Source organism: Methylophilus aquaticus (assembly GCF_030769565.1).
Taxonomy (GTDB): Bacteria; Pseudomonadota; Gammaproteobacteria; order Burkholderiales; family Methylophilaceae; genus Methylophilus; species Methylophilus aquaticus.
On record NZ_JAVCAP010000034.1, the window covers coordinates 21009 to 46420 of the forward strand.

The 25412-nt window shown below is 48.7% G+C and carries 34 protein-coding genes, 4 tRNA genes and 1 pseudogene; 38 read left to right on the forward strand and 1 reads right to left on the reverse strand.

Annotated features, from left to right (window positions below):
• Positions 1-18 precede the first annotated feature (18 nt).
• The 27 genes and pseudogenes from ccsB (at position 19) to tatC (ending at position 18742) form a co-directional block, all read left to right on the forward strand.
• Complete coding sequence (gene ccsB, locus Q9291_RS13240) at positions 19-1158, forward strand: c-type cytochrome biogenesis protein CcsB (protein WP_306390626.1); 1140 nt, start codon at positions 19-21, stop codon at positions 1156-1158.
• A gap of 254 nt (positions 1159-1412) precedes the next feature.
• On the forward strand, positions 1413-2060 hold the full coding sequence (locus Q9291_RS13245; RefSeq protein WP_306390586.1) for a type II secretion system protein: 648 nt from the start codon (positions 1413-1415) through the stop codon (positions 2058-2060).
• 131 nt (positions 2061-2191) lie between these two features.
• Positions 2192-2995, forward strand: a complete 804-nt coding sequence (locus tag Q9291_RS13250) for an ABC transporter ATP-binding protein (RefSeq protein ID WP_306390587.1) — start codon at positions 2192-2194, stop codon at positions 2993-2995.
• A complete protein-coding gene (gene mlaE, locus Q9291_RS13255; protein ID WP_306390588.1) occupies positions 2995-3783 on the forward strand; it encodes a lipid asymmetry maintenance ABC transporter permease subunit MlaE in 789 nt (262 codons plus the stop codon). The genes Q9291_RS13250 and mlaE overlap by 1 nt, the downstream gene beginning before the upstream one ends.
• Positions 3784-3839: 56 nt before the next feature.
• Positions 3840-4385, forward strand: coding sequence for an outer membrane lipid asymmetry maintenance protein MlaD (gene mlaD, locus Q9291_RS13260; RefSeq protein WP_306390589.1), 546 nt, complete (start codon positions 3840-3842; stop codon positions 4383-4385).
• A gap of 33 nt (positions 4386-4418) precedes the next feature.
• Positions 4419-5021, forward strand: coding sequence for an MlaC/ttg2D family ABC transporter substrate-binding protein (locus Q9291_RS13265; RefSeq protein WP_306390590.1), 603 nt, complete (start codon positions 4419-4421; stop codon positions 5019-5021).
• A 36-nt stretch (positions 5022-5057) separates the two neighbouring features.
• Positions 5058-5351, forward strand: coding sequence for an STAS domain-containing protein (locus Q9291_RS13270; RefSeq protein WP_306390591.1), 294 nt, complete (start codon positions 5058-5060; stop codon positions 5349-5351).
• A 165-nt stretch (positions 5352-5516) separates the two neighbouring features.
• Positions 5517-5858: pseudogene (locus Q9291_RS14170) on the forward strand (ATP-binding cassette domain-containing protein); the annotation flags it as partial.
• Positions 5844-6344 (forward strand): ATP-binding cassette domain-containing protein, encoded by a 501-nt coding sequence (locus tag Q9291_RS14175; RefSeq protein ID WP_370530764.1) that lies wholly within the window; start codon positions 5844-5846, stop codon positions 6342-6344. The pseudogene Q9291_RS14170 and the gene Q9291_RS14175, both read left to right, overlap by 15 nt.
• Before the next feature lie 11 nt (positions 6345-6355).
• Entirely contained in the window at positions 6356-7162 is an 807-nt protein-coding gene (locus Q9291_RS13280; protein ID WP_306390627.1) for an ABC transporter permease, read from the forward strand.
• Positions 7163-7219: 57 nt separating this feature from the next.
• Positions 7220-7465 carry a BolA family protein gene (locus Q9291_RS13285; RefSeq protein ID WP_306390628.1) on the forward strand — a complete coding sequence of 82 codons (246 nt, stop codon included), beginning with the start codon at positions 7220-7222 and terminating at the stop codon, positions 7463-7465.
• A gap of 32 nt (positions 7466-7497) precedes the next feature.
• Positions 7498-7806 carry a Grx4 family monothiol glutaredoxin gene (grxD, locus tag Q9291_RS13290; RefSeq protein ID WP_306390593.1) on the forward strand — a complete coding sequence of 103 codons (309 nt, stop codon included), beginning with the start codon at positions 7498-7500 and terminating at the stop codon, positions 7804-7806.
• A gap of 2 nt (positions 7807-7808) precedes the next feature.
• Positions 7809-9074 (forward strand): UDP-N-acetylglucosamine 1-carboxyvinyltransferase, encoded by a 1266-nt coding sequence (gene murA / locus Q9291_RS13295; RefSeq protein WP_306390595.1) that lies wholly within the window; start codon positions 7809-7811, stop codon positions 9072-9074.
• 4 nt (positions 9075-9078) lie between these two features.
• The gene (gene hisG / locus Q9291_RS13300; protein ID WP_306390596.1) at positions 9079-9720 is read left to right on the forward strand and encodes an ATP phosphoribosyltransferase; all 642 of its coding nucleotides are present in this window, start codon (positions 9079-9081) and stop codon (positions 9718-9720) included.
• 49 nt (positions 9721-9769) lie between these two features.
• The gene (gene hisD / locus Q9291_RS13305; RefSeq protein ID WP_306390598.1) at positions 9770-11065 is read left to right on the forward strand and encodes a histidinol dehydrogenase; all 1296 of its coding nucleotides are present in this window, start codon (positions 9770-9772) and stop codon (positions 11063-11065) included.
• A gap of 10 nt (positions 11066-11075) precedes the next feature.
• The gene (gene hisC, locus Q9291_RS13310; RefSeq protein WP_306390599.1) at positions 11076-12134 is read left to right on the forward strand and encodes a histidinol-phosphate transaminase; all 1059 of its coding nucleotides are present in this window, start codon (positions 11076-11078) and stop codon (positions 12132-12134) included.
• A 228-nt stretch (positions 12135-12362) separates the two neighbouring features.
• A complete protein-coding gene (gene hxlA / locus Q9291_RS13315) occupies positions 12363-13217 on the forward strand; it encodes a 3-hexulose-6-phosphate synthase (protein WP_306390600.1) in 855 nt (284 codons plus the stop codon).
• Between the two features lie 152 nt (positions 13218-13369).
• The gene (hisB, locus tag Q9291_RS13320) at positions 13370-13960 is read left to right on the forward strand and encodes an imidazoleglycerol-phosphate dehydratase HisB (protein WP_306390602.1); all 591 of its coding nucleotides are present in this window, start codon (positions 13370-13372) and stop codon (positions 13958-13960) included.
• Positions 13961-13977: 17 nt separating this feature from the next.
• Positions 13978-14622, forward strand: coding sequence for an imidazole glycerol phosphate synthase subunit HisH (gene hisH, locus Q9291_RS13325; protein WP_306390604.1), 645 nt, complete (start codon positions 13978-13980; stop codon positions 14620-14622).
• 55 nt (positions 14623-14677) lie between these two features.
• Positions 14678-15421 carry a 1-(5-phosphoribosyl)-5-[(5-phosphoribosylamino)methylideneamino]imidazole-4-carboxamide isomerase gene (gene hisA / locus Q9291_RS13330; protein WP_306390606.1) on the forward strand — a complete coding sequence of 248 codons (744 nt, stop codon included), beginning with the start codon at positions 14678-14680 and terminating at the stop codon, positions 15419-15421.
• Positions 15422-15434: 13 nt separating this feature from the next.
• Positions 15435-16199 carry an imidazole glycerol phosphate synthase subunit HisF gene (hisF, locus tag Q9291_RS13335; protein ID WP_306390607.1) on the forward strand — a complete coding sequence of 255 codons (765 nt, stop codon included), beginning with the start codon at positions 15435-15437 and terminating at the stop codon, positions 16197-16199.
• Positions 16196-16579 (forward strand): phosphoribosyl-AMP cyclohydrolase, encoded by a 384-nt coding sequence (gene hisI / locus Q9291_RS13340; protein ID WP_306390609.1) that lies wholly within the window; start codon positions 16196-16198, stop codon positions 16577-16579. Before hisF ends, hisI begins: the two co-directional genes overlap by 4 nt.
• Positions 16572-16889, forward strand: a complete 318-nt coding sequence (locus Q9291_RS13345) for a phosphoribosyl-ATP diphosphatase (RefSeq protein ID WP_306390610.1) — start codon at positions 16572-16574, stop codon at positions 16887-16889. Before hisI ends, Q9291_RS13345 begins: the two co-directional genes overlap by 8 nt.
• Positions 16886-17215 carry a histidine triad nucleotide-binding protein gene (locus Q9291_RS13350; RefSeq protein ID WP_306390611.1) on the forward strand — a complete coding sequence of 110 codons (330 nt, stop codon included), beginning with the start codon at positions 16886-16888 and terminating at the stop codon, positions 17213-17215. Before Q9291_RS13345 ends, Q9291_RS13350 begins: the two co-directional genes overlap by 4 nt.
• Positions 17216-17247: 32 nt before the next feature.
• On the forward strand, positions 17248-17433 hold the full coding sequence (tatA, locus tag Q9291_RS13355) for a Sec-independent protein translocase subunit TatA (RefSeq protein WP_306390613.1): 186 nt from the start codon (positions 17248-17250) through the stop codon (positions 17431-17433).
• 11 nt (positions 17434-17444) lie between these two features.
• Positions 17445-17996, forward strand: coding sequence for a Sec-independent protein translocase protein TatB (gene tatB / locus Q9291_RS13360; RefSeq protein WP_306390615.1), 552 nt, complete (start codon positions 17445-17447; stop codon positions 17994-17996).
• Between the two features lie 17 nt (positions 17997-18013).
• On the forward strand, positions 18014-18742 hold the full coding sequence (tatC, locus tag Q9291_RS13365; RefSeq protein ID WP_306390616.1) for a twin-arginine translocase subunit TatC: 729 nt from the start codon (positions 18014-18016) through the stop codon (positions 18740-18742).
• On the opposite strand, the gene Q9291_RS13370 is transcribed toward tatC, so the two are convergent.
• Complete coding sequence (locus Q9291_RS13370) at positions 18739-19905, reverse strand: S1C family serine protease (protein ID WP_306390618.1); 1167 nt, start codon at positions 19903-19905, stop codon at positions 18739-18741. The two genes, tatC and Q9291_RS13370, sit on opposite strands and share 4 nt — an antisense overlap.
• A gap of 55 nt (positions 19906-19960) precedes the next feature.
• Between Q9291_RS13370 and Q9291_RS13375 the strand changes: the two genes are divergently transcribed.
• The 11 genes from Q9291_RS13375 to Q9291_RS13425 all read left to right on the forward strand — a co-directional run.
• Positions 19961-20707 carry a Nif3-like dinuclear metal center hexameric protein gene (locus Q9291_RS13375; RefSeq protein WP_306390619.1) on the forward strand — a complete coding sequence of 249 codons (747 nt, stop codon included), beginning with the start codon at positions 19961-19963 and terminating at the stop codon, positions 20705-20707.
• 116 nt (positions 20708-20823) lie between these two features.
• Positions 20824-21444: a ubiquinol-cytochrome c reductase iron-sulfur subunit gene (gene petA / locus Q9291_RS13380; RefSeq protein ID WP_306390620.1), complete on the forward strand. Its 621-nt coding sequence runs from the start codon at positions 20824-20826 to the stop codon at positions 21442-21444.
• 3 nt (positions 21445-21447) lie between these two features.
• Positions 21448-22734, forward strand: a complete 1287-nt coding sequence (locus Q9291_RS13385) for a cytochrome b (protein WP_306390621.1) — start codon at positions 21448-21450, stop codon at positions 22732-22734.
• Positions 22734-23444, forward strand: coding sequence for a cytochrome c1 (locus Q9291_RS13390; RefSeq protein WP_370530763.1), 711 nt, complete (start codon positions 22734-22736; stop codon positions 23442-23444). The genes Q9291_RS13385 and Q9291_RS13390 overlap by 1 nt, the downstream gene beginning before the upstream one ends.
• 65 nt (positions 23445-23509) lie before the next feature.
• Entirely contained in the window at positions 23510-24109 is a 600-nt protein-coding gene (locus tag Q9291_RS13395; protein WP_306390622.1) for a glutathione S-transferase N-terminal domain-containing protein, read from the forward strand.
• Between the two features lie 63 nt (positions 24110-24172).
• Positions 24173-24583: a ClpXP protease specificity-enhancing factor gene (locus Q9291_RS13400; RefSeq protein ID WP_306390623.1), complete on the forward strand. Its 411-nt coding sequence runs from the start codon at positions 24173-24175 to the stop codon at positions 24581-24583.
• 139 nt (positions 24584-24722) lie between these two features.
• A tRNA-Thr gene (locus tag Q9291_RS13405) sits at positions 24723-24798 on the forward strand.
• A gap of 66 nt (positions 24799-24864) precedes the next feature.
• Positions 24865-24949 (forward strand) — tRNA-Tyr (locus Q9291_RS13410).
• A gap of 67 nt (positions 24950-25016) precedes the next feature.
• Positions 25017-25092: transfer RNA gene (locus Q9291_RS13415), tRNA-Gly, on the forward strand.
• Between the two features lie 21 nt (positions 25093-25113).
• A tRNA-Thr gene (locus tag Q9291_RS13420) sits at positions 25114-25188 on the forward strand.
• A gap of 121 nt (positions 25189-25309) precedes the next feature.
• The coding region (locus Q9291_RS13425) for a GTP-binding protein (protein ID WP_033456734.1) at positions 25310-25412 on the forward strand (103 nt) is incomplete at its 3' end.

Genomic DNA, 25412 nt, shown 5'->3' on the forward strand with positions numbered 1-25412 from the left:
TTGAGAGCGAGGGAAATGATGAATACTTCTATGATGGCACCTACACCGTTTTGGCAGACCTTGACCAAATTTGACTGGGTGTATGCACTACTGTTGCTGGCGGGAGGGGTATTTTCCTATCACCAGTATGCGGGCTATATGGATGTGTATGAAGTGAGCTTCCTGTTTGGCGCGGTTGCCTTGTTCAGTTATCTGGGCTGGCGATGGAATGCCATTGCCAGGCTGGTGCTTGGAGTGGCTGTACTGAGCTTGCTCGGGGTGGTGAGCTATCACGGTGATCTTGCAAGCAGTAGCCAGCAATTCCTGCTTAAATTTTTACTGGCCAGCCAGTCGGCCATTATGTGGATGAATGTGCTGTTTGTGCTGGCGATGCTGACTTATTGGCTGGCGCTGTTTCAACGCTCCGAGTTTACTGCCAAAGTGGCTTCTGCACTGACCTGGGCGGCCACCCTGTTTGGTTTTGTCGGGTTAATGGTACGCTGGTACGAATCCTATCTGATTGCCCCGGATATCGGCCATATTCCTATCAGTAATCTGTATGAAGTGTTTATTTTGTTCTGCCTGATTACTTCGCTGCTTTATTTGCACTATGAGCAAACGTTTAAAACCCGCCAGTTGGGTGGCTTTGTGCTGATCGTGATCAACGCAGCAGTCGGCTTTATTTTGTGGTACACCTTTGATCGTCATGCGAATGAAATTCAGCCTCTGGTGCCTGCCTTGCAAAGCTACTGGATGAAGATTCATGTACCCGCCAATTTTATCGGCTACGGTGCTTTTTCATTGGCGGCCATGGTGGCCGGTGCTTATTTGCTGGTGCAGCGCGGCATATTGAGCAGCCGTTTACCAGCGATGCATGTGCTGGATGATTTAATGTACAAGGCGATCGCAGTCGGATTTGCCTTTTTTACCATCGCAACTATTCTGGGCGCCATGTGGGCAGCCGAAGCCTGGGGGGGGTACTGGTCCTGGGATCCTAAAGAAACCTGGGCTTTGATCGTCTGGTTGAATTATGCGGCATGGCTGCATTTGCGCCTCATGAAAGGGTTGCGCGGCGCCATGCTTGCCTGGTGGGCACTGGTTGGTTTGCTGGTCACCACCTTTGCATTTCTCGGCGTCAATATGTTCCTGAGTGGGTTGCACTCTTACGGGACTTTGTAAACTTGATGGATATAGATTTTTAACCGTGACCATGTATTGATCAACCTGACAAGTTTTTTGATACTCCAATCTCACTGGGGAGAAGCACATGCTTCTCCCTTTGTTTTTCATCTTTCTGCTCCCGTATATATTATTAATTTATATTTGTATTTATTAATTAATGTTAATATTTTGTTGTTGGGCACAGATTATGAGCACAACGTAAACAAGTGATGCAGTGTTTTTTCAATGAATGAACAACGAGGAGGATTGAAATGAACAAGCAACAGGGGTTTAGTTTGATTGAACTGGCGATTGTACTGGTCATCGCCGGATTATTACTGGCGGGTGTGATGCGTGGGCAGGAATTGATTGCCAACGCCAAAGTGAAGGGATTGGCGGCAGATTTTAGAAATATCCCGACTTATCTGTATGGCTATCAGGATCGGTTCAGGGTGTTGCCGGGGGATGATCATGCTGCTCTAGCGCATGTTGGCGGGGTAAATGCAGCAAGCACGAGTCAAGAGCAGGATGGTTTGATTCAAGGCGCTTGGAGTTCGACAAATGCTAATGATGAGTCTTATGTTATCTGGCAACATCTACGTTTGGCGGGTTTTTCAACGGGAAGCACAGATATAACAAATGCTCAGCAATATGTGCCAAGGAATAGTGAAGGTGGACAGATTGGATTGACAAGTGTTTCGGCACTAGATACGGCAGTGGTAACTGCTGGTACTTTTAACAATGTTCATGCCATGTGCTCGGACGGTATTTCGGGACGTTATGCACTTCAGCTTGATACGATGCTGGACGATGGTGTCGGTAATACGGGAGCGATGCGATTATTGACAAAAGGTACGGTGAGTGGAGGTATTGCCAGTCCGCAGGCAGCAAGTTCATATTTAGTATGCATGAGTTTTTAGTGTAAAATACAACAGAGAAAAGACGCAAAAAGCCTGCTATTTCAGGCTTTTTGTTTTATGTGCCCGGCGCATGACATTCCCGGGTCCAATCTGTTTTAGAATGGTAGCCGTTTTACGACCCTTACCCATATATGGCAAACGCAATAGTAGAAATCAAAGATCTATCCTTTGGATATAAAGGCAGATTGCTGCACCAAGGCATCAACATGACTTTTCCAAGAGGTAAGGTCGTGGCGATTATGGGGGGCAGTGGCAGTGGAAAGACAACTTTACTGCGACTGATCGGTGGCCAGTTAAAGCCGAGCAAGGGCAGTGTGCTGGTGGACGGTGAAGTGGTGCATACACAGAACCGTGATGGCATCTATCGCTTGCGTCGGAAAATGGGCATGCTGTTTCAGCAAGGGGCGCTATTTACCGATTTATCTGTATATGAAAATGTCGCCTTCCCGATGCGCGAGCACACCGATTTGACCGAAAGCATGATTCGCGATCTGGTGTTGATGAAACTCAATGCAGTCGGGCTGCGCGGCGCACATGCCTTAATGCCTACCGAATTGTCAGGCGGCATGGCCCGCCGTGTGTCGCTTGCGCGTGCCATTGCGCTCGACCCCAGCATCATTATGTACGACGAACCCTTTGCCGGACTTGACCCTATTTCAATGGCGGTGATTTGCGATTTGATTCGCAGTTTGAATGATGCCTTGGGTGCAACATCTATCATTGTGACGCATGACGTAGAAGAAACATTCCAGTTTGCCGACTACATCTATTTTGTGGCAAATGGTGTGGTTGCTGCCGAAGGTACGCCAGATGATTTGCGCCAGTCATCGTTGCCGTTCGTTCACCAGTTTGTCTATGGAGAAAAAGATGGCCCCGTCCCGTTCCATTATGCTGCGCCGGATTATCAGCATAGCCTGTTACGAGGAGCCCGTTGATGCATAAAATTAAACGTATGTTGTCACGTCTGGGTGCTGGATTTGTCAACAAGGTCTGGCGATTGGGTGCCGGTGCACGCCTGTTCTGGCTCACCCTGATCTCGTCAGGCGAGAGCTTTAGGCGCTTTAGGTTGACGGTGCGTGAAGTGTACTTCACTGGCGTCATGTCACTCATCATTATTCTGGTATCTGCATTTTTTGTTGGAATGGTACTGGCCTTGCAAGGCTATCAAACGTTGCAGAAATATGGCTCCTCAGAAGCGATTGGCGTACTGGTTGCATTGGCGCTGGTGCGCGAGTTGGGGCCAGTAGTCACTGCATTGCTGTTTGCCGGCCGTGCGGGAACGGCAATCACCGCCGAAATCGGGCTGATGAAAGCAACAGAGCAGCTATCAGCCATGGAGATGATGGCAGTCAGCCCCATCGCCCGCGTGATTGCACCACGGTTTTGGGCAGGGGTGATCGCGATGCCAATATTGGCAACCCTGTTCTCAATGGTGGGTATACTGGGTGGATATCTTGTCGCTGTACCCTTGATTGGCGTAGACGCCGGAGCTTTTTGGTCGCAAATGCAAGCGAATGTGGACTGGCGCCATGACATTCTTAACGGTGTATTCAAGAGCGTAGTGTTCGGTGTGGCATGTACGATGATTGCCTTGTTTGAAGGCTATGATGCGCCGCCCACTGCTGAAGGCGTCAGTCGTGCAACGACCAGAACCGTCGTGACTTCCTCATTGGCGGTGTTGGGTCTCGATTTTATATTAACTTCGTTCATGATTAGTGTGTGATACGTCAATAGTCGCTGAATGACGTCAGCGCAAAAAAGTAAAGGCTGGGAGAAGCAATGGATAGAACAACAATTGATTTATGGGTTGGTATTTTTGTGGCCTTGGGTCTGGCGGCGCTGCTGGGCTTGGCGATGAAAGTCGGAAACTTGACCACCAGTAGCATTGGTGAAACCTATTATGTGACGGCGAATTTTGAAAATATTGGCGGTTTGAAACCGCGTGCACCGGTCAAAAGTGCAGGGGTGGTGGTGGGGCGTGTTGGCGAAATTAGCTTTGACCCGAAAACTTATGAAGCGGTTGTGAGTCTGAATATAGACAAGCGTTACGGTTTCCCCCAAGACACCTTTGCTAATATTTATACTGCTGGTTTGTTGGGAGAGCAGTATATTGGTTTGGAAGCCGGTGGCGACGAGCAGCCACTTAAAAATGGGGACAAGATTACACAAACTCAGGATGCTGTGGTACTTGAAAAGCTGATTAGTCAGTTTTTGTATAGCAAGGCAACGGAGAGTGATGACCAGCCTGAGAAAAAATCAGCATCAACCGAAACAGATGCTGATTCGTTAGATGCCAGTCCTTTGGACAAGATTAGTCATAAGTAAGAGTTTGAAACCGAATAAATTAAAGGGAAAGTGATGAGAAATTGGTGGTTAGCGAGTGCTATGTGGTTGTTCAGCGGATTAGCGATGGCGGGTATGGCGCCTGATCAGTTGGTAAAGAAAACCGCGGATGACGTGATTGAAGTGATTAAGTCAGACAAAGATATTCAGGCGGGTAACCAGCAAAAGATTTTCACACTTGCAGAAGAAAAGATTCTGCCTAACTTTGATTTTGAAAAAGTGTCACGTATGGTGTTAGGTAAAAACTGGACCAAAGCGACCCCTGAACAAAAGTCAGCATTTCAGGCCGAGTTTAAAACACTGCTGTTGCGCACCTATGCAACTGCATTGTCCAAATACAAAAATCAGACAATTGAATATAAGCCGTTTCGAATGGAAAGCGATGCTGATAGTGCAACAGTTAAAACTGCTATTCAGCAATCTGGGGGTGATCCTATCTCAGTGGATTACACCTTGAGTAAGAAAGCAGATGACTGGAAAGTGTATGATATTGTGATCGAGGGCGTCAGTCTGGTGACTAACTATCGCAGTCAGTTTGCGCAGGAAATTCGTCAGAATGGCCTGGACAGTCTGAACAAAAAGCTTGCGGAAAAAAACAAGGCAGCCACTGGCAAGTAGTATTTGTCTGCTATCGCTTATATACAAGGAACTGATGTGGCCAAGGTTACGCAACAAGATGGAACATTGCACTTTAGTGGAAATTTGCTGATAGGAAATATCAGTGAGACGCTGGCACATATGCGTGCGTTTACGGTGAGTGTTCCATTGACGCTCGATTTTTCGCATGTGCAGTCGGTAGACACCGCCGCAATCAGCTTGGTACTTGAAATTCAGCGAGAGATACATCATCAGCATCCTGACGCACCTATCGTTAAAATCGTTGGGGTGCCGGATAATCTGCATAGTTTGATGAAGTTATACGGCGTAGACAGCTTCCTGTTGAATTAAACAGGCAATCTAGTGTGGCAACCCCAGCTCTCAACGGAGGTGGGGTTTCGTTTTTTCAAGCATAGTGAAAGGTTCCCAGTGGTAGCAGCCGTCGATATACAAGGCATTACCAAAAAATTTGGTCAGTTTGAAGCGCTGAGAGGGGTAGATTTGCAGATTGCGCAAGGCGAGTTTTTTGCGCTACTGGGCCCCAACGGTGCAGGAAAATCAACACTGATTAACCTGATTGCCGGGTTGCTTCGGCCAAGCTCGGGCAGTATTCGTATCATGGGCCATGATGTGCAGTCCGACTATCAACAGGCGCGGATGGCACTAGGCGTTGTCCCGCAGGAGCTGGTGTTTGATCCCTTTTTTAATGTGCGCGAAATGTTGCGCTTTCAGGCTGGTTATTTTGGTCGTGGTCCTGAAAATGATGCATGGGTGGATGAGGTCATTGAAGGGCTTGGATTAACTGACAAAGCGCATAGCAATATGCGTAAACTGTCTGGCGGCATGAAGCGGCGGGCGTTGATTGCGCAGGCGTTGGCACACAAGCCGGACGTGATTGTGCTTGATGAGCCAACGGCTGGCGTGGATGTCGAGTTGCGGCAGATGTTGTGGCGCTTTATTCAGAAACTGAACCAGCAGGGGCATACAATTATTCTCACCACACATTATCTCGAAGAGGCGGAGACTTTATGTGAACGCGTTGCGATGATGAAAAGCGGAAAAATTGTGGCACTGGACACCACGCGCGCGCTGCTGAAAAACCACGCGGGTAAGCAGCTTACTTTGCGTTTATCAGGCGCTTTGCCAATTGACTTGCAGGCCTGGGTGAAACAGCAACAAGGTGATGAAGTGGTGCTGAATGTCACAGATTTATGGCAAGTGGAAACTGTATTGGCCCGTTTACGTGCGGCGCAGGTCTCTGTGCTGGATATGCAGTTGCAAGAGATGGATCTGGAAGATGTATTCATGAATCTGGTTGGCAGTCACGGAGGGTCAGTGCGATGATGAAAGTGCTGATGCAGTGGTTGAATCCGTTTTACTGGCTGGATGACATTGTCCCGGCACGTTGGCGCGGGATGTACACCCTGTTTAAAAAAGAACTGATGCGCTTCTGGCGGGTGGCGTTTCAGACAATTGCGTCGCCTATTCTGACTGCACTCCTGTATTTACTGATTTTTTCACACGTGCTGGAAGCGCATGTCAAAGTGTATGATCAGGTTAGTTACACAGCTTTTCTGGTGCCAGGATTGATGATGATGTCGCTTTTGCAAAATGCGTTCGCCAACAGTTCATCCAGTCTGATCCAGTCTAAAGTTATGGGGAATATCGTATTTTTATTGCTGACACCGCTGAACACACTGGAGTTTTTCTGTGCATTTCTGGCTGCTTCCATGATCCGAGGATTAATGGTGGGTTTAAGTATTTATCTGGTGGCCTTGTGCTTTGTGGATGTGCCTACCGTGCACCCCTGGTGGATTATTACTTTTGCCGTGCTTGGTAGCGCTTTACTCGGCACCTTTGGCATCATTGCCGGCATCTGGGCAGACAAGTTTGACCAGATGGCAGCTTTTCAGAATTTTGTGATTATGCCGCTGACCTTTTTGTCCGGTGTGTTTTATTCCATCCATTCATTGCCTCCCTTCTGGCAGGCTGTCTCGCAGCTCAATCCTTTTTTCTACATGATAGACGGGTTTAGATACGGATTCTTTGGGCAAGGCGATGTGTCGCCCTGGCTGAGTCTGTCGGTGGTCGCGACCTTTATGCTTGCATTGGCGTGGGGTTGCCTAAAGATGATAAAATCCGGTTATAAATTACGTGGTTAGGGCTATGTGCGCTTTCAGTACATGGCATACGATCAATTCAAAGAAGGTAGCAATAGAGTGTTAACAGCCGCACAAGTTGAAGCGTATATCCAAAGTGGTCTGGAATGCGACTATATCAAGGTCAATGGAGATGATGGTACACATTTTGATGCTGTCATTGTAAGCCCTGCTTTTGATGGCAAGCGCATGGTGCAACAGCACCAACTGGTCTATGCCGCACTTGGCGACCGGATGCATGCGGAGATACATGCCCTCTCTATGCAAACATACACCCCGGCGCAATGGCAGCAATTGCAGTCTTGACAGGCAGTTTTTAGGATTCTTCTGGAGTAAATATGGACGTACAAGCAAAAATTAAAGAAACAGTGAGCGCAAACAGAGTGGTGTTGTTTATGAAAGGCAGCCCCAAGTTTCCGCAGTGTAAGTTTTCTAATGTGGCGACACAAATACTGGATGCCTGTGGTGCCAAATTTGTAGCGATTGATGTGTTGCAAGACATGGACATCCGCGAGGGCATTAAGCAATACGCCAATTGGCCGACTATCCCGCAGTTATACGTGGACGGGGAGTTTATTGGCGGCGCTGATATTATGCGTAGCATGTATCAAAGCGGGGAGCTTCAAACCCTGTTGGCGAAAGCGTAATTTTGGATAAACTGATTATTGAAGGCGGCGTTTCATTACACGGCGAAGTGCTTGTCTCGGGTGCCAAAAATGCGGCTTTGCCGATTTTATGTGCAGGTTTGCTGGCAGAAACGCCATTGAAGCTGACCCGTGTACCTGAGTTGCGCGATGTTGCTTCTACACTCAAGCTGCTCGACACCATGGGCGTCAAGGTTAACAAGCAAGGGGATATGGTCACGCTGGATGCCAGCGATGTGGCTTCATTTGAAGCGACGTATGAAATGGTGAAAACCATGCGTGCATCTATTTTGGTGCTTGGTCCTTTGCTTGCGCGCTTTGGGACTGCACGCGTTTCATTGCCCGGTGGTTGTGCGATTGGCTCGCGCCCGGTAGATTTGCATATTAAAGGTTTGCAAGCGATGGGTGCAGCCATGCACATTACGCATGGTTATATCCAGGCCAGTACCTTGCATTTGCCCAATCGTCGATTGCAAGGCGCTAAGTATTATATGGATATCGTGACCGTTACCGGCACCGAAAACCTGATGATGGCTGCTGCGCTGGCGCAAGGCATCACGGTGTTGGAAAATGCAGCAAAAGAACCCGAAGTGGTTGATTTGGCCGAATGTCTGAATAAGATGGGCGCGAAAATCAAAGGGGCTGGTACTGACACTATCACCATTGAAGGCGTGGAGCGGCTGACGGGTGCGGAGCATCCTATTGTATGTGACCGAATCGAAGCGGGTACCTATATGGTTGCCGTCGCTATGACTGGTGGCGAAGTGACCCTTAAAAATGCCCGCCCTGATTTGCTGGAGGCTGTGATTGAAAAGCTGCGCGAAGCAGGGGCACAGATCAGTACAACGGCACACAGTATCACCGTGAAAAGCTCGGGGAAACTGAAAGCGGTCAATGTACGTACCGCGCCACATCCTGCATTTCCTACGGATATGCAGGCACAGTTTATGGCGATGAATACCATGGCAGAGGGTGTATCGACAGTGGTTGAAACCATCTTCGAAAACCGGTTCATGCATGTGCAGGAGCTCCAGCGCATGGGCGCCAATATCGAAGTGCAAGGCAATACGGCGCTGGTCAAAGGCGTTGCCGCACTTGAAGGCGCCAATGTGATGGCCACCGACTTGCGTGCATCGGCAGGGTTGGTGTTGGCGGGTCTGGTCGCAGAAGGTGAGACGGTGATCGACCGCATCTACCATCTTGATCGTGGCTATGAACGACTCGAAGAAAAACTTAATCAATTAGGCGCAAAAGTGCGCAGAGCACACTGAAATCATGATCACAATCGCATTGAGCAAGGGGCGGATTTTTGACGAAACTACGCCGTTGTTAAGCGCTGCCGGTATCCATGCGCTGGAAGACCCAGAAGCATCGCGTAAGCTGATTTTACCGACCAACCGTGAGGATGTACGTCTTATTATTGTGCGCGCTACCGATGTGCCGACATATGTTCAATATGGCGCAGCAGATCTCGGCATTGCCGGTAAGGATGTGCTGGATGAGCATGGCGGTGAAGGCTTGTATCAGCCGCTGGATTTAAACATTGCACGCTGTAAGATGATGGTGGCAGTCCGTGAGGATTTTGACTATGAAGCCAGTATCCGTCAGGGTGCGCGCCTCAAGGTGGTGACCAAGTATGTCAAAACAGCGCGTGAACACTTTGCTGCCAAAGGCATGCACGTGGATTTAATTAAGTTGTATGGTTCGATGGAGCTTGGGCCATTGGTCGGTCTGGCCGATGCCATTGTTGATTTGGTCAGCACCGGTGGAACTTTACGCGCCAACAAGCTCAAAGCAGTAGAAGAGATTGGTGCCATCAGTTCGCGACTGGTGGTCAATCAAGCTTCTTATAAAGTGAATCGTCCCTTGTTGCAGCCGATTATTGACAGTTTTGCGGGTGCGATTCGTCACGACTAATCCACCGTAATGATTAATGGGTGTTTTGTTCACCCGGACTGATAAGTGCATGAATATAAAACGTTTAAATACCCAATCTAAAGACTTCAATCAGCAGTTAAAAGCACTGTTGGCTTTTGAGACTGCGCAGGATGACAATATTGATCTGGTGGTTGCCAATATCCTTAAAGATGTCAAAACCCGTGGTGATGCTGCCGTGCTGGAATATACCAATCGCTTCGATAAAACCAACGCTAGCCGGTTGCCTGACCTGGAAATTCCTCAGGCGGATTTAATAGCTGCGCTCGAAGGCTTGCCCGTGGCGCAGCGCGAGGCTTTGCAAGCTGCAGCAGCCCGTGTGCGTAGCTATCATGAAAAACAGATCATGCAGTCCTGGCAATATACCGAACCAGATGGCACGCTGTTAGGGCAGCAGGTGACTTCGCTGGACAGGGTCGGCTTGTATGTGCCGGGCGGCAAAGCAGCGTATCCATCTTCAGTGCTCATGAATGCAATTCCCGCTAAAGTGGCCGGTGTGCAGGAGCTGATCATGGTAGTACCGACGCCCAATGGTGAGAAAAATGCATTGGTGCTGGCTGCTGCCGCTGTTTGTGGCGTGGATCGTGTATTTTGTATCGGTGGTGCGCAAGCGGTGGGTGCGTTGGCTTATGGTACCGAGACCGTGCCACAAGTGGATAAGATCGTTGGCCCGGGCAACGCCTACGTCGCAGCCGCCAAGCGTCGTGTGTTTGGCGTGGTAGGTATCGATATGGTGGCAGGCCCTTCTGAAATTCTGGTGATTAGCGACGGCAAAAGCAATCCTGACTGGACGGCGATGGACTTGTTCAGTCAGGCCGAGCATGATGAGTTGGCACAAGCGATTCTACTTTCACCAAGTGCTGAATTTCTGGATCAGGTTGAAGCCAGTATTGCACGACAAGTGGTGGAAATGCCGCGCCAGGAAATTATCCGCACTTCACTGCAAAATCGGGGTGCATTGATTCAGGTGAAAGATCTGGAGGAGGCTGCAGCAATTTGCAACTACATTGCGCCCGAGCATTTGGAGCTCTCCATGGATGATGCCCTGGCTTTTAGCAAGAAAGTCAAACATGCTGGCGCCATATTCATGGGTCGTGATACCTGTGAAGCGTTGGGAGATTATTGTGCGGGCCCCAACCACGTCCTACCGACTTCACGTACGGCACGCTTCAGTTCGCCGCTGGGTGTGTATGACTTCCAGAAGCGCTCCAGTTTGATTATGGTGTCGTCAGCCGGGGCACAAACGCTGGGAAAAATTGCGGCGACACTTGCTTATGGTGAAGGCTTGCAGGCACATGCGCGCAGTGCCGAATATCGCTTGAAATAAAGGTTTGATCATGAGTCAATTCTGGAGCCAGGTGGTTCACACGCTGACACCCTACGTACCGGGCGAGCAGCCTAAGTTGCAAAACTTGGTCAAGTTAAATACCAATGAAAATCCTTATGGGCCGAGCCCTAAAGTGATTGCTGCCCTGCAGCGTGAAGCGGCAGACACTCTGCGCCTGTACCCTGACCCCAATTCCAGTCACCTGAAAGCCGCGATTGCTGAATATCACGGCTTGCAGGCCAATCAGGTATTTGTTGGCAATGGTTCCGATGAGGTGCTTGCGCATGTATTTCAAGCCTTGCTCAAGCATGAGTTACCATTGCTTTACCCAGATATTACGTATAGTTTCTACCCGGTTTACTGCGGCTTGTACGGTATTCAGTATCAAACAGTGCCGCTCAATGCCAGCTTTGAAATCGCTATCGATGATTACCTGCGACCCAATGGCGGCATTATTTTCCCTAATCCGAACGCACCCACCGGCATTCCGTTAGCGTTGTCTGAGATTGAGCGTTTGTTGCAAGCCAACACACAATCGGTGGTGGTGGTGGATGAGGCCTATGTCGACTTCGGGACTGAATCGGCGGTATCCTTGATTGCGCAGTACCCGCACTTGCTGGTTACGCATACTTACTCTAAATCTCGCTCATTGGCTGGTTTGCGTGTGGGGTATGCGGTAGGTAATGCTCTTCTGATTGAAGCCCTGATGCGTGTGAAGGATAGTTTCAACTCTTATCCTATCGACCGTTTTGCCGAAGCGGGCGCGATTGCGGCTTTAGAAGATGAAGCCTACTTTCAGCAAACCCGCCAGCAAGTCATCGCGACGCGATCAATACTGGTTGCAGAGTTGCAGGATATGGGGTTTGAAGTGCTGCCATCGGGCGCCAACTTTATTTTCGCTCGGCACCCGGCGCATGCCGGTGAGCAATTGGCCTCAGGATTGCGTGAACAGGCCATCATCGTCCGGCACTTTAAAAAGCCAGCGCGAATTGCTGACTTTTTGCGCATCACCGTAGGTGATGAAATGCAAAATCAGGCCTTAATCACAGCGATACGGAGCATTATCTAAGCCGGATGTTGCTAAAATCGGCCAATTGTCTTAATTAGACTGCTAATGACTCTCAATTTGACAGCTTAAGCTACAAAAAAATATGCATCAATGTTGTCATTTTGTTCGAAATGCGGTTATGATGCGACATATTGTACGTTTTGTGCAGTAATGGGTGCATTTGTATCATTGCTGCGTGAAAAGTTCATTTTTTTGGATTTAAAATAGAGCAAACTCGGAGGAAGAAAAATGGCACAAACCCAGATGGCATTGGATTCATTGGATTTTGACGCAACGATCGCATTGGCAGCCAAAGTGGCGCCACACGTAGATATCTTGGAAATTGGTACACCTTGTATCAAGCACAACGGTATTGAATTGCTGAAAGCATTGCGCGCAAAATTCCCTAATAACAAGATTTTGGTTGACCTGAAAACCATGGACGCTGGCTTCTACGAAGCTGAGCCGTTCTACAAAGCAGGTGCAGACATTTGTACAGTATTGGGTACTGCTGACATTGGTACAATCAAAGGTGTGATTGACGCAGCTAACAAATACGGTAAAGAAGCGCAAATCGACCTGATTAACGTAAACGATAAAAAAGCACGTACACTTGAAGTGGTTAAATTGGGCGCGCACATCATTGGTGTGCACACAGGTTTAGATCAGCAAGCTGCTGGTCAAACACCATTTGCAGACCTGGGTCTGGTATCCGGCTTGAAAACAGGTGCTAAAGTGTCCGTTGCTGGCGGCGTTAAAGCAGCGACCACCAAACAAGTAGTGGATGCAGGTGCTGACATTGTTGTGGCCGGTGCTGCTATTTACGGTGCTGCTGACCCTGCTGCTTCTGCTGCTGAAATTACTAAAATTGCACACGGTTCAGCTGCCGCATCTAAAGGTGGTAACAAATTATTGCCCTGGATTATTGCTGCTGTTGCTGCTGTTTTGGTGTTCTCACTGTTGGGTAAAAAGCCTGAAGAAGCTGCCGCGCCAGCCGCTGAAGCACCTGCTGCAACTGAAGTTGTACCAGCTGAAGATGCACCTGCTGCTGAAGCGCCAGCCGCGACTGAAGAAGCTGCACCAGCAGAACCAGCGGCTCAATAATCAGTATCAAATTTCAGCGTCAGCTGTGATTTGCAAAAGCAGCCCCGAGTGGGCTGCTTTTTTGTTTTTTACCGTTTGCTTTTGCTACTGTTGATGGCTTTAAGGTAGAATGCATCCATTATCGATAAATCTCGGCAATTCCTTTCTCGTTTATGTCACGTCAAGCAGAAGTCACGCGCAACACACTGGAAACACAAATCACCGTCAGGATTGATCTCGATGGTCAAGGCCATTCAGATCTAAACACTGGCATTGGGTTTCTGGACCATATGCTCGATCAGATTGCACGTCATGGTATGATGGATTTGACTGTGCATGCCAAAGGTGACTTGCATATCGATGGGCATCACACGGTTGAAGATATCGGCATTACCTTGGGCCAGGCATTTGCCAAAGCACTGGGTGATAAAAAGGGCTTAACGCGCTATGGGCATAGCTATGTGCCGCTTGATGAAGCGTTGAGTCGCGTGGTGCTGGATTTGTCCGGCCGCCCGGGACTGGCCTTTGATTGTCGGTTCACACGTGCCATGATCGGTGAGTTCGACGTCGATTTGACGTATGAATTCTTTCAGGGATTTGTGAATCATGCACTGGTGACCTTGCATATCGATAACCTTAAAGGGCATAACGCGCACCATCAGGCTGAAACCATATTCAAGGCGTTTGGTCGTGCGTTACGCATGGCGACCACGCTTGATCCCCGAATGGCAGGGATGATGCCTTCAACCAAGGGCTCTTTATAAGGGTTGATGGACTGCGCATGAGTCGTCTCCAAGTGGCCGTCATTGATTACGGCATGGGTAATTTAAGGTCGGTTGCCAACGCATTCAAAGCGGTGGCGCCTGACATTGCCATCGCCGTGACCAGTGATCCGGCAGTGATTGCTGATGCTGAGCGTGTCGTGTTTCCTGGTCAAGGCGCCATGCCGGATTGTATTCGCGAGCTGGATGCCCGCAATTTACGTCAGGCAGTCATGGCTGCGACCAGCACCAAGCCTTTTTTAGGCATTTGTATTGGTTTGCAAATGTTGTTTGAGCATTCTGAAGAAGGTGATGTATCTGGGTTGGGCGTGTATCCCGGAGAGGTCAAGCGTTTCCCCGTTGATCGTATGATTGATGCGCAGGGAGGCAAGATGAAGGTGCCGCACATGGGCTGGAGTCAGGTACATCAAACGCACGCGCATGAGATGTGGGCGGGTATTCCTGATCAGTCACGATTTTATTATGTGCACAGTTATTATGTGGCTCCGACTGAAGGCGCACTTACGGCTGCGACAACTGCCTATCCATTTGACTATACTTGTGCGATTGCACGCGATAATGTGTTTGCGGTGCAGTTTCACCCGGAAAAGAGCGCCGAAGCCGGATTGCAACTTTTACGCAATTTTGTAAACTGGAAGCCCTGATCTCGGGGTAGCCAGTTTTTTTATCAAAACTTGTTATTTTTCATACTACAACAGCATGTTAATTATCCCTGCAATTGATTTAAAAGATGGTCACTGTGTACGTTTAAAGCAGGGGCTGATGGAAGAGTCCACCGTATTCTCAGAGGATCCTGGCGCAATGGCCAGGCATTGGGTCGATCAGGGCGGCAAGCGCTTGCATTTGGTCGACCTGAATGGAGCCTTTGCGGGCAAGCCTGTGAATGAAGCCGCGATCAAATCGATCGTCGCTGCAGTGGGCGGAGATATCCCCATCCAGTTGGGCGGAGGTATTCGCGATCTGGATACGATTGAGCGTTACCTTGATGACGGTATCAGTTATGTAATCATCGGTACAGCCGCAGTCAAAAACCCCGGTTTTCTGCATGAGGCCTGTTATGCGTTTCCTGGACAGATCATGGTGGGGCTGGATGCCAAGGACGGCAAAGTGGCTGTAGATGGCTGGTCCAAACTGACAGGACATGATGTGATCGATTTGGCAAAAAAGTTTGAAGATTATGGCGTGGAAAGTATTGTCTATACGGATATCGGTCGTGATGGCATGTTGACCGGTGTGAATATTGAAGCCACCGTAGCGCTTGCGCAGGCATTGACCATCCCAGTGATTGCCAGTGGTGGCGTGACCAATCTGGATGATGTGCGCAGATTGTGTGCAGTCGCTTCCGAAGGGATCATTGGCACAATCACCGGACGCGCTATTTATGAGGGGTCGCTCGATTTTTCAGCGGCACAACAACTGGCGGACGCACTGAGTACATCATGACCGGATGGCAATAATGGGTTGCGCTAAACGAATTATTCCGTGCCTGGATGTGACTGATGGACGTGTCGTTAAAGGGGTTAACTTTCTGGAGTTGCGTGATGCCGGTGATCCGGTAGAAATTGCGCAGCGTTATAACGAGCAGGGCGCGGATGAGCTCACCTTTCTTGATATTACAGCCAGTTCGGATAACCGCGATCTGATTTTGCATATTATTGAGCGCGTTGCCGAACAGGTGTTCATACCACTCACGGTGGGTGGTGGTGTGCGCAAGGTAGAGGATGTCCGTCGTCTGCTCAATGCCGGCGCAGATAAAATCAGTATCAATACGACCGCAGTGCTTAATCCGCAAGTGGTTGAAGATGCCGCTAGCCGGTTCGGCTCACAATGTATCGTCGTGGCCATTGATGCCAAAAAAGTAGATAATCAGCCATTTGAGTGGGAAGTGTTTACGCATGGTGGTCGCAATCCTACCGGGCTGGATGCCGTTAAATGGGCAGAAAAAATGGTGAGTCTGGGAGCGGGTGAACTACTGGTCACCAGCATGGACCGGGATGGCACTAAAATCGGATTTAATAATCCGCTGAACAAGGCGATCAGTGATGCCGTCGCTGTGCCACTGATTGCTTCCGGCGGTGTAGGCAATCTGCAGCACCTGGTTGAAGGGGTTACCTTGGGTGGTGCGGATGCAGTGCTTGCCGCAAGCATTTTTCATTATGGTGAATTCACCGTGCAACAGGCTAAAGCGTATATGCGTCAACATGGGATAGAAGTGCGATGAACTGGCTCGATCAGGTTGCGTGGACAGCGGATGGCCTGGTGCCAGTCATCGCCCAAGAAAAAGACACCGGTAAAATTTTGATGTTTGCATGGATGAACCGTGAGGCATTGCAACTGACGCGTGACACAGGACATGCCGTGTATTTTTCACGCTCGCGCAACAAGCTCTGGCACAAGGGCGAAGAGTCTGGGCACTCGCAAATCGTGCATGATATTCGACTGGATTGCGACAACGATGTAGTACTGGTGACTGTCGAGCAACAAGGCGGCATTGCTTGTCATACTGGTCGGCACAACTGCTTTTTCCAGCAACTGCAAGCGGATGACTGGGTGATTGTAGAGCCCGTGATCAAAGACCCGAAAGCGATTTATCATGAGTGATGTATTAACCCGTTTGTCCGAACTGCTGGAGCAGCGTAAAGCGGCGGATCCAGCCAGTTCTTATGTGGCTAAACTCTATGCCAAAGGCATGGACAGCATCCTGAAAAAAATTGGCGAAGAAGCCACCGAGACCGTGATTGCAGCAAAGGGCGGCAATCACGATGAAATTATTTATGAAACTGCCGATTTATGGTTTCACACGCTCGTCATGCTGAGTCATGCTGGATTAAGTGCGCAAGACGTGCTGAACGAGTTGGCCAGACGCGAAGGGCTGTCTGGCATTGAAGAGAAGGCGAGCAGAACATCATGAGCGCAGAGTGCATTTTTTGTAAAATTGCCACTGATGCGGTGCCTGCCAAGAAGTTCTATGAGGATGATGAAGTCATGGCTTTCCATGACATTCGTCCCCTGGCAAGAGTGCATTTTTTAATCGTGCCCAAGCAGCATATTGAAACCTTGAAAGACTGCCAGACTGAACATCAGGCGCTGCTCGGTAAAATGCTGTTGCTCGCAGCCCAATTGGCCAGTGAGCAAGGCCTGGTGGGATATAAAACACAAATCAATGTCGGCCGTGAAGGTGGGCAAGAGGTGTTTCACCTGCATTTGCATGTGTTTGGCGGCGGCCCTGTTGTCTGATCGCTGCAGTTTACATTTAAAGGAGCATCATCATGGGTTCATTTAGTTTGTGGCACTGGTTGGTTGTATTGCTGATTGTGGTACTGGTGTTTGGTACCAAAAAATTACGCAATATTGGCGGGGACGTGGGTGGCGCGGTTAACGAATTTAAAAAAGCCATGAACGAAGGCAAAGATGGCAGCAAGCCTGAAGAACTGTCCGACCAAAATAAACACTAAATTGTTACGCCGTGTTTGATATTTCATTTTCCGAACTGATGGTGATTGCCGTAGTCGCGCTGATTGTGATCGGTCCGGAAAAGCTGCCAAAAGTTGCCCGCACTGCGGGCGCTTTTTTTGGGCGTATGCAACGCTTTGTTGCTCAAGTTAAAGATGAAGTGAATCGTGAGGCGCGTTTTGAGGAACTGCAAAATTTACAGGATGAGGTGAAATCCAGTTTGCAGCAAGAAGTTGATGCTATCAGTCGCAGTATTGCGCCGCCGACATTGCTGGAAGGATCTACTTTTGCGGATACTGAAGTTGTTGCGCGCAAGCCTCGCAAGCGTCGTGAGGCCAAGAGCGCTGGTGGACAGTTGATCAGTGATATTGGTGTCGATAGTAGTGCAACAGCCAAACCTGCGCGTATTCATAAGTCCGCTATAGCCAAAACAGCCGCTCACGCCAATAGTCCGGATTTGTTTGAAGGGCATGCGGCTGAACAATCGGTAGATGAAAGCGTTGTGACACGCAAGCTACCTCGGCGTAAAAAAACTTCAATGAATACTTCGTCTACAAAGTCATAGATAAAAAACTGCGCACGATGACCCCTACTGAAAGTTTTGTCGTCCACCTGATTGAGTTAAGAAACCGTTTGCTGCGAGCAGTGGCCGGTTTGCTAGTGGTATTTATTGCGCTATTCCCATTTGCCGACAAAATGTACAGCCTGCTTGCCGCACCTTTGCTGGCAAAGTTGCCTCAAGGTGCGCAGATGATTGCTACTGCCGTCACTACGCCATTTTTTGTGCCGATGAAGGTCACCATGCTGGCTGCATTTTTAATTACCTTGCCGTGGATTCTTTATCAATGTTGGGCATTTGTTGCTCCTGGGTTGTATGCACATGAAAAACGGTTGTTAATGCCTTTACTTATATCGGCGCTGGTTTTGTTTTTTATTGGAATGGCTTTTGCGTACTTTGCTGTGTTTCCTGTTGTATTTGGTTTTATCGTTGCCAGTACACCGGAAGGCGTTGCTGTCATGACTGATATTGCCGAATATCTGGATTTTGTCATGGGTATGTTTATGGCGTTTGGATTAGCCTTTGAGGTGCCTGTGGCAGTGGTGCTGATCGCTTTGATGGGGTGGGTTAACTTGACACAGTTGAGAGAGGCGAGGGCTTATGTGGTTGTGGGGGCATTTGTGTTAGGGGCCATCTTTACACCCCCTGATATCGTTTCTCAGTTTATGCTCGCACTGCCTTTATGGTTATTGTATGAGGCAGGCTTGCTAGTGGTGCGATGGATGCCACAGCAAGCAACTGCCAGAGGCTAGTCGTCAGCTGCAATCTGAGGTTTTGCCGGAAGTGGTCGTTTACCAACGGTCAGTTCAATTTCTGATGTTTTACCCGAGCGCACGATTGATAAAATGGCTTTGTCTTGAGGTTTGAGCATAGCAATGATATTGAGCATGGATTGGCTGTCTGTCACAGGTTTGTCGTTAATGCCCACCAATATGTCGCCGGGGCGCAAGCCGGCACGGTCCGCCGGGCTGTTGAGCAAGACTCCCGCGATTAAGGAGCCGCTATTGCTTTTCAGGCTGAATGACTCAGCAAGTTCCGGGGTGACATCTTGGGCTTCAATGCCAATCCAGCCACGTGTTACCGAACCGCTAAAAGTGATCTGCTCCATCACTTGTTTAGCAATGCTGACTGGAATAGCAAAGCCAATCCCCATGCTGCCACCATTGCGAGAATAAATCGCGCTGTTGATGCCAATCAGGTTGCCGTTACTGTCGATCAGTGCACCGCCAGAGTTGCCGGGGTTGATCGAAGCATCCGTCTGAATGAAGTTTTCAAAAGTGTTGATACCAAGGTGATTGCGACCGAGTGCACTGATGATTCCCTGGGTCACAGTTTGGCCAACCCCGAAAGGGTTGCCAATTGCCAATACCACATCACCAACTTTCATTTGCTCACTGCTGGCAAAAGTAATCGCTGGTAGCTTTTTTTGATTGATTTTAAGCACGGCTAAATCAGTGTCAGGATCTGTGCCGACAACGGTTGCAGAAAGCTTTCTGCCGTCGCTCAATGCGACTTCAATCCGGTCAGCCGAGCTGATTACATGGTTATTTGTAAGAATCAACCCGTCATCACTGACAATGACACCGCTGCCAAGGCTGTTTTCGGGCTGATCTTCCTCTTCCTCCATCTCTTCCCCAAAGAAGTGGCGGAAAAGAGGGTCATTCTTTAATGCACGATGCGGGTCTTGGCTGAGTTTGGCGGTTGTGAAAATGTTGACAACTGATGGCATGGCTTTACTGGCGGCAGATCGATAGCCTGACTTTGCAATAGCAGTTGCATTGGCGGTTGATTCCTTGATTACCAGTGTTTGATTGCTGGGTTGTGTCAGTAGGTTGGGATAGAATAGCTTCACTACAAACAAAATGCCTAAACAGGCAGTGACTGCTTGTGAAAATATAGACCAGAGTTGTCGCATGTTTAGCCAGTAAAAAGAATATCTTAACAATTGATTAGTATATGGGATATGACCTATGGAATTAAAGCTTCTTGTCTCTGAATTGGCTAATTTTTTACAAGTTGGCAAATTTCAGGACTATTGCCCGAATGGCTTGCAGGTCGAAGGGCGTCCACATGTACAGCATATTTTATCTGGCGTGACTGCAAGCCAGTCTTTGATTGATGCTGCTATTGAGATGAATGTGGATGCTATTTTGGTGCATCACGGTTATTTTTGGCGAGGTGAAGTGGCAGAAATAACCGGGATGAAAAAGCAGCGGTTGAAAAGTCTGCTAAATTACGACATCAGCTTGCTGGCTTATCATTTACCATTGGATGCACATCCGGTAGTGGGTAATAATGTGCAACTTGGGCTGCAAATGGGCTGGACCGTCAGCCACTATCTGGATGAGCGGAATATGTTGCCGGTCACGGAGCTGGCGCAAGTCAATTCTTTGGAGGTGGTCTCGGAGCATCTTGCGCAATGTTTGCAGCGCCAGCCACTGGTGCTGGGTGATTTGTCGCGGCCTGTGCGCACTGTCGCCTGGTGCACGGGCGCCGCCCAACAATATATACAGCAGGCCATTGATGCTGGCGTGGATTTATTTATCAGTGGAGAGGTCTCCGAGCAAACCTATCATGCCGTCACCGAGTCGAACACCGCATATATAGCCGCCGGACATCATGCGACAGAGCGTTATGGAGTGCAGGCTCTGGGGCGATGGTTGGCTGAAAAGCATGGAATTTCGCATCAATATTTCGAGATAAAAAACCCTATTTAATTCAATATTATCAATAACTTAACGAATATAATTTGGATTGTTCATACAAAAAATGTATAATCGCGATTCAAGTTTTGATCTAACTGTTGCCCCACAAGGGCAGATTAAGGAAGCCAATGTCAGAAAACAAAATTGACAACAACGGCCTGTCGTTCAGCCAGCCGTCGGAAGTGGATCTGCAAAAGCGCGACTTTCTGGTGAAAGCGACAGCTGCAACTGGGGCTGTTGGTGCAGCCGCGGTTGCAGTGCCATTTATTGGCAGCATGTTGCCAAGTGAACGTGCAAAAGCTGCAGGTGCGCCGGTAGAGGTTGATATCAGCAAACTGAAGCCGGGTGAGAAAATGACGGCGGAGTGGCGTGGTCAGCCGGTTTGGATTGTGCGTCGCACTCCTGAAATGCTGGATAAGCTGGCAAAGCACGATGATGTATTGTCTGATCCTAATCTTGAAGTGCCTCAGCAGCCTGAATATTGCAAAAACAAGGCGCGTGCGATTAAGCCTGAATATGCTGTCATGCTCGGTACTTGTACGCATCTGGGCTGTTCACCAAACGATAATTTTGCAATCACTGCGGATTGGGATGGTGGTTTTGTCTGTCCGTGTCACGGCTCCAAATTTGATTTGTCAGGAAGAGTGCTAAAGGGCTCACCAGCGCCGACCAATCTGGTGGTTCCTCCGCATCAGTATTTAACAGAAACAACCATTTTGATTGGTGATGACAAAAAGGCGGAGGCGTAATCCATGGCTGCTCCAAAAAAAGTAGAAACAACAGGGTTGTTAGGGTGGATTGATACAAGATTTCCGCTCACCAGTACAATCAAAGGGCATTTGACAGAGTATTACGCGCCCAAAAATTTTAATTTCTGGTATTTCTTCGGTTCATTGGCGTTATTGGTGCTTGTGTTGCAAATTGTGACCGGCATCTTTTTGACCATGAACTACAAGCCGGATGCCGAGCTGGCGTTTGCATCTGTTGAGTACATCATGCGTGATGTATTTGGTGGCAACATCATTCGCTATATGCACTCTACTGGCGCTTCCATGTTTTTTGTGGTGGTTTACCTGCATATGTTTCGTGGCATCATCTACGGCTCATACCGCACACCGCGCGAGCTGATTTGGTTGTTTGGTGTAGGCATTTTTCTTGTCCTGATGGGAGAGGCCTTTTTTGGCTATCTGTTGCCATGGGGGCAGATGTCTTACTGGGGTGCGCAAGTCATTGTTAACCTGTTCTCCACCGTGCCGTTTATTGGACCTGATCTTTCTGAGTGGTTGCGGGGTGATTACCTGGTTTCTGATGCAACATTAAACCGCTTTTTTGCTTTCCATGTGATTGCATTGCCCCTTGTTCTGCTGGGCTTGGTTGCAGTGCATATTGTGGCGTTGCACGAAGTGGGATCTAATAATCCCGATGGTGTGGAGATTAAAGCGAAAAAGGACAAATCGACGGGTATTCCTTTGGATGGCATACCTTTTCACCCTTACTACAGTGTGAAGGATTTGGTGGGGGTCGTGGCTTTCTTAATGGTGTTTTTTGCCATTGTGTTTTTCATGCCTGAGATGGGTGGGTACTTTCTGGAGGCCAACAACTTTGTTCCGGCTGATCCATTGAAAACGCCGGCACATATTGCGCCAGTCTGGTATTTCACGCCGTACTACTCGATTCTGCGTGCGGTGCCGCCAATTGGTATTTCACAGTTTCCAGGCGTGGTGGCCATGGGTCTGTCGGTCGTCGCTTTTGCTTTCCTGCCATGGCTGGACAAGAGTCCGGTGAAGTCGATTCGCTATCGTGGTGCTTTGTATAAGCGCTGGTTGGCAGCGTTTGTGATCAGCTGGGTGCTGCTTGGTTATCTGGGAACAATCCCAGGTGATGCCTGGGGGCAGTTTGGTTCATGGTTGGGGCGTGCAGACCGCGCAACAGTCGTTGCCCGTATTTGTAGTGTGGTGTACTTTGCATTCTTTGCATTAATGCCTTGGTATACCAAAAAAGATCAAACCAAGCCAGTGCCAGAAAGGGTGACTCACTAATGATTAAGAAAATGTTTATTCAGGCGTTTACAAGCCTGACATTGCTGGTCTCAGGTGCGGTGTTGGCCAATGAAGTGCATATTGACGTAAAAGCGCCAATTAGCATGAGTGACAAGGCTTCATTGCAACGCGGTGCCAAGATATTCGTTAACTATTGCCTCAACTGTCATAGTGCTAACTACATGCGCTACAACCGCTTGCAGGACATTGGCCTTACCGATAAGCAGATCAAGGATAACTTGCTGTTTGCAGGCGCAAAAGTCGGTGAGACCATGCGTATCAGCATGAATCCTAAAGAGGCTAAAAAATGGTTTGGCGCTGCTCCACCCGATTTGAGCGTTGAGGTGCGTGCACGTGGCGCGGATTGGGTGTATGCCTACCTGCGTAGCTTCTACAAGGATGACACCCGTCCAACCGGCTGGAACAACCTGGTATTTGATAAAGTTGCGATGCCGCATGTGCTGTATGAGTTGCAAGGTGTTCAGGTGCTGGATCATGAAACGCATACACTCAAGGTGGAAAAAGCGGGTAAGTTAAATCCGCAAGAATACGACCAGTTTGTAGGCGATTTGACTAACTATCTAGCTTTTATGGCGGAACCTGCAAAGCAGTCACGTATGTGGATTGGTTTGGCTGTGTTGCTGTTCCTGTCCGTGCTGTTTGTTCTGGTGAAGAAAATTAAAGCGGAATACTGGAAAGATATTCACTAACCAGCAATCAGGTCCGACACCAAGGCCTGCGGCCTTGGTGTCTTTTTTTATAGGGAAACTTAATTATGATGAGATTGTATTCGGGTACCGTTGATCCTTACAGTCACCGCTGCCGTATCGTGCTGTTTGAAAAAGGCATGGACTTTGAAGTGATAGATGTAGACTTAACCAACAAGACTGAGGACCTGGCAATTCTGAATCCTTATGGTGAAGTGCCAGTGCTGGTTGAGCGTGATTTGGTATTGTCAGAAGCCAATATTATCAATGAATATATTGATGAGCGCTTTCCCCATCCGCAATTGATGCCGGCTGACCCAGTGATGCGCGCCCGTGCCCGCCTGTTTTTATACAATTTTGAAAAAGACTTGTTTAGTCATATCAAAGGTGTTGAATCGGGTGATGATGTGCAAGCAGATCAGTCACGCAAAATCATTCGTGATAATTTAACGCAGCTGGTGCCTATTTTTGGCAAGCAAAACTACTTGATGGGGGATGAGTACTCCATGCTGGATGTGGCTATTGCACCACTGCTTTGGCGTTTAGGACATTACGGCATTGAATTGCCTAACCAGGCGTCTCCTTTACTCAAATATGCGGAGCGCCTGTTTTCGCGGCCTATGTATGCAGAGGCCATGACGCCATCAGAAAAAGCGATGCGTAAATAAATCACGGCTTGAATATGCAGCGCGGTAATTGATTACCGCGCTGTTTTTTTAGGAAGGCTCAATATGACACAGTTAATTCCAACAACAGGGTATTTGATACGCGCAATTAATGAATGGTGCGTCGATAATGGGTTGACGCCGCATCTGCTTGTTAAGGTTGATGGCTCAACGCGTGTGCCGATGGCATATGTGAAGGACGGGGAAATTGTCCTTAATATTAACTACACGGCAGTTAAAGACTTGCACATCGATAATGATGCTGTGGTGTTTTCAGCTAGGTTTAACGGCGTTGCCCAGCATGTATATGTACCGATCTGGCGAGTGGCTGGTATTTTTTCCAGAGAAAACGGGCAAGGCATGTTTTTTGAAGTGAGCGAGGGCACTGCACCTCCTGAAATTTCGCAACCCAAGATCGATACTGCTGCACCTGTAGTGGATGGTGCCAAAAAATCACATCTTAAAGTGGTTAAGTAATGGTTGGCATCGGGCGAGTTTGCCCGTCTTCAAAGTTTGATACTCGACTCACTTGCTTTTTTGCAGAAAATTAAAAAAATTCTTAAAAAGCACTGGATAAATCCATAAAAAAAGTGATATAGTTGCGCCTTTCCGAATTGCCGGGTTAGCTCAGTTGGTAGAGCAGCGCACTTGTAATGCGAAGGTCATCAGTTCGATTCCGATACCCGGCACCATCGATTTAAAATGTAGTTGGCATTGACGCTACCTGCATTTACCGCCATAATCGCGGTCGATTTTTTGGAGGGGTGGCCGAGTGGTTAAAGGCGACGGACTGTAAATCCGTTCTCTCTGAGTACGCTGGTTCGAATCCAGCCCCCTCCACCAGTTAAGTTGCCTGTAGGCGTTGTGTAAAGCGGGACGGTGAGAGCCTTCCTTGGGTGTTCTGCATAGTGCGGGTGTAGCTCAGTTGGTAGAGCACTTGCCTTCCAAGCAAGATGTCGCGAGTTCGAACCTCGTCGCCCGCTCCAGCAATAACAATGGCATAAAGCGCCCATGTGGCTCAGTGGTAGAGCACTCCCTTGGTAAGGGAGAGGTCGCGGGTCCGATTCCCGCCATGGGCACCAGTTTTGCTCTGTGAGTATTATGGGGCTTGGTAAGTAGTGGCGTGCAGGGTGTAGTCATCCGCGCCACATCATTTGTGAATAACATTATTGGCATTATTCAGTATCAATAAAGGAAAACATCATGGCAAAAGGCAAATTTGAACGTACCAAGCCACACGTAAACGTTGGTACGATTGGTCACGTTGACCACGGTAAGACAACATTGACAGCGGCGATCACCACTG

Excerpts from the sequence above, each read along its gene's own strand:
- ccsB (WP_306390626.1), top strand. The coding sequence starts at position 19 with ATGAATACTTCTATGATGGCACCTACACCGTTTTGGCAGACCTTGACC.
- Q9291_RS13245 (WP_306390586.1), top strand. The coding sequence starts at position 1,413 with ATGAACAAGCAACAGGGGTTTAGTTTGATTGAACTGGCGATTGTACTG.
- Q9291_RS13250 (WP_306390587.1), top strand. The coding sequence starts at position 2,192 with ATGGCAAACGCAATAGTAGAAATCAAAGATCTATCCTTTGGATATAAA.
- mlaE (WP_306390588.1), top strand. The coding sequence starts at position 2,995 with ATGCATAAAATTAAACGTATGTTGTCACGTCTGGGTGCTGGATTTGTC.
- mlaD (WP_306390589.1), top strand. The coding sequence starts at position 3,840 with ATGGATAGAACAACAATTGATTTATGGGTTGGTATTTTTGTGGCCTTG.
- Q9291_RS13265 (WP_306390590.1), top strand. The coding sequence starts at position 4,419 with ATGAGAAATTGGTGGTTAGCGAGTGCTATGTGGTTGTTCAGCGGATTA.
- Q9291_RS14175 (WP_370530764.1), top strand. The coding sequence starts at position 5,844 with ATGAAGCGGCGGGCGTTGATTGCGCAGGCGTTGGCACACAAGCCGGAC.
- Q9291_RS13280 (WP_306390627.1), top strand. The coding sequence starts at position 6,356 with ATGCAGTGGTTGAATCCGTTTTACTGGCTGGATGACATTGTCCCGGCA.
- grxD (WP_306390593.1), top strand. The coding sequence starts at position 7,498 with ATGGACGTACAAGCAAAAATTAAAGAAACAGTGAGCGCAAACAGAGTG.
- hisG (WP_306390596.1), top strand. The coding sequence starts at position 9,079 with ATGATCACAATCGCATTGAGCAAGGGGCGGATTTTTGACGAAACTACG.
- hisD (WP_306390598.1), top strand. The coding sequence starts at position 9,770 with ATGAATATAAAACGTTTAAATACCCAATCTAAAGACTTCAATCAGCAG.
- hisC (WP_306390599.1), top strand. The coding sequence starts at position 11,076 with ATGAGTCAATTCTGGAGCCAGGTGGTTCACACGCTGACACCCTACGTA.
- hxlA (WP_306390600.1), top strand. The coding sequence starts at position 12,363 with ATGGCACAAACCCAGATGGCATTGGATTCATTGGATTTTGACGCAACG.
- hisB (WP_306390602.1), top strand. The coding sequence starts at position 13,370 with ATGTCACGTCAAGCAGAAGTCACGCGCAACACACTGGAAACACAAATC.
- hisH (WP_306390604.1), top strand. The coding sequence starts at position 13,978 with ATGAGTCGTCTCCAAGTGGCCGTCATTGATTACGGCATGGGTAATTTA.
- hisA (WP_306390606.1), top strand. The coding sequence starts at position 14,678 with ATGTTAATTATCCCTGCAATTGATTTAAAAGATGGTCACTGTGTACGT.
- hisF (WP_306390607.1), top strand. The coding sequence starts at position 15,435 with ATGGGTTGCGCTAAACGAATTATTCCGTGCCTGGATGTGACTGATGGA.
- hisI (WP_306390609.1), top strand. The coding sequence starts at position 16,196 with ATGAACTGGCTCGATCAGGTTGCGTGGACAGCGGATGGCCTGGTGCCA.
- Q9291_RS13345 (WP_306390610.1), top strand. The coding sequence starts at position 16,572 with ATGAGTGATGTATTAACCCGTTTGTCCGAACTGCTGGAGCAGCGTAAA.
- Q9291_RS13350 (WP_306390611.1), top strand. The coding sequence starts at position 16,886 with ATGAGCGCAGAGTGCATTTTTTGTAAAATTGCCACTGATGCGGTGCCT.
- tatA (WP_306390613.1), top strand. The coding sequence starts at position 17,248 with ATGGGTTCATTTAGTTTGTGGCACTGGTTGGTTGTATTGCTGATTGTG.
- tatC (WP_306390616.1), top strand. The coding sequence starts at position 18,014 with ATGACCCCTACTGAAAGTTTTGTCGTCCACCTGATTGAGTTAAGAAAC.
- Q9291_RS13370 (WP_306390618.1), bottom strand. The coding sequence starts at position 19,905 with ATGCGACAACTCTGGTCTATATTTTCACAAGCAGTCACTGCCTGTTTA.
- Q9291_RS13375 (WP_306390619.1), top strand. The coding sequence starts at position 19,961 with ATGGAATTAAAGCTTCTTGTCTCTGAATTGGCTAATTTTTTACAAGTT.
- petA (WP_306390620.1), top strand. The coding sequence starts at position 20,824 with ATGTCAGAAAACAAAATTGACAACAACGGCCTGTCGTTCAGCCAGCCG.
- Q9291_RS13385 (WP_306390621.1), top strand. The coding sequence starts at position 21,448 with ATGGCTGCTCCAAAAAAAGTAGAAACAACAGGGTTGTTAGGGTGGATT.
- Q9291_RS13390 (WP_370530763.1), top strand. The coding sequence starts at position 22,734 with ATGATTAAGAAAATGTTTATTCAGGCGTTTACAAGCCTGACATTGCTG.
- Q9291_RS13395 (WP_306390622.1), top strand. The coding sequence starts at position 23,510 with ATGATGAGATTGTATTCGGGTACCGTTGATCCTTACAGTCACCGCTGC.
- Q9291_RS13400 (WP_306390623.1), top strand. The coding sequence starts at position 24,173 with ATGACACAGTTAATTCCAACAACAGGGTATTTGATACGCGCAATTAAT.